Source organism: Leucobacter soli, from assembly GCF_042659205.1.
In the GTDB taxonomy this organism is placed as follows: domain Bacteria; phylum Actinomycetota; class Actinomycetes; order Actinomycetales; family Microbacteriaceae; genus Leucobacter; species Leucobacter soli.
The window spans coordinates 1-941 of sequence record NZ_JBHSRW010000429.1 but is presented as its reverse complement, the minus strand read 5'-3'; the positions used below and the strand labels follow the sequence as shown (position 1 = coordinate 941).

At 73.6% G+C, this 941-nt stretch carries 1 protein-coding gene; it reads right to left on the bottom strand.

Features of this window, described 5'->3' with window-relative positions; all coding sequences use genetic code 11:
• Positions 1-941: THUMP-like domain-containing protein (locus ACFPZL_RS13730; RefSeq protein WP_382335947.1), on the bottom strand; the 941-nt coding region annotated here is incomplete at both ends.

Below are 941 nucleotides of genomic sequence, written 5' to 3'. Positions count from 1 at the left end.
TCTTGATCTCCAACCGACCGATCCCGCGCGCGGCGAGGGCGCGACGCAGTGCCTTCTCGCCGGCCGGCAGGACCTCGCGCACGCGGAAGGCCTGCGCGAACGGCGTCGGGCGGGCCTCGTCGGCGGTGAGATAGGCGATCCCGTTGCCGACCATCCCGGCGCCGAGATCCTCGGCGAGCCGTCCGATCAGTCGGGCACGGATCACCGCGCCATCCGGCTCGTAGACGTACTCGCCGAGCCGGCGTGCTCCGACGTCGGCAGCATCGGCCGCGGCGGTCAGCTCGTGCGACTCGTCTCCGCGGATGACGAGCGCGGCGCGGCGCACTCCCGGTCGGGAGACCTCGCCGAACCAGAGCCCGGTCTCGACGAGCTGTCCGTCCACGGACACCCACTGAGCCTCCGCCCCGTCCGGGATCAGCTCGCGGTCGAAGCCGGGCCCCAGCTTCACGCCGGTGGGCAGGCGATCCGCCAGGCCGAACGCGAAGTCCAGCGACGGGGAGTAATCGCCCGGGGAGGAGAGGCGGCGGGTGTCGCGGTGGCCGGAGGTGCGGCGGGCCGGGTCGAGGAACGCGCCGTCGGCGTCGCCGATGCCCACGGACTCCGCGTCTCCGACGGTCACCTCGATGCCGAGATTGTGCGCGGCGATCGCAGCCGTGAACGGGTCGATCTCGACCGGACGCACATCGATCCCCGCAGCCTGCAGCGCGAGGGACTCGGTTCCGATCCCGCAGCCGAGGTCGATGACGCGTCGGCATCCCGCTGCGGCGAACCGACGGGCGTGCAGATCGGCCACCGCGGCGCGGGTCGCCTGCTCCAAGCCGGCAGGCGTGAAGAGCATGCTCGCGGCGCGCTCGCCGAACTTCGCCCGCGCCTTCTCCCTCAGTCCGGCCTGGGTCAGCGCGGCGGCGACCAGATCCGGGGCCGCGCCCGCCGAGCGGAGC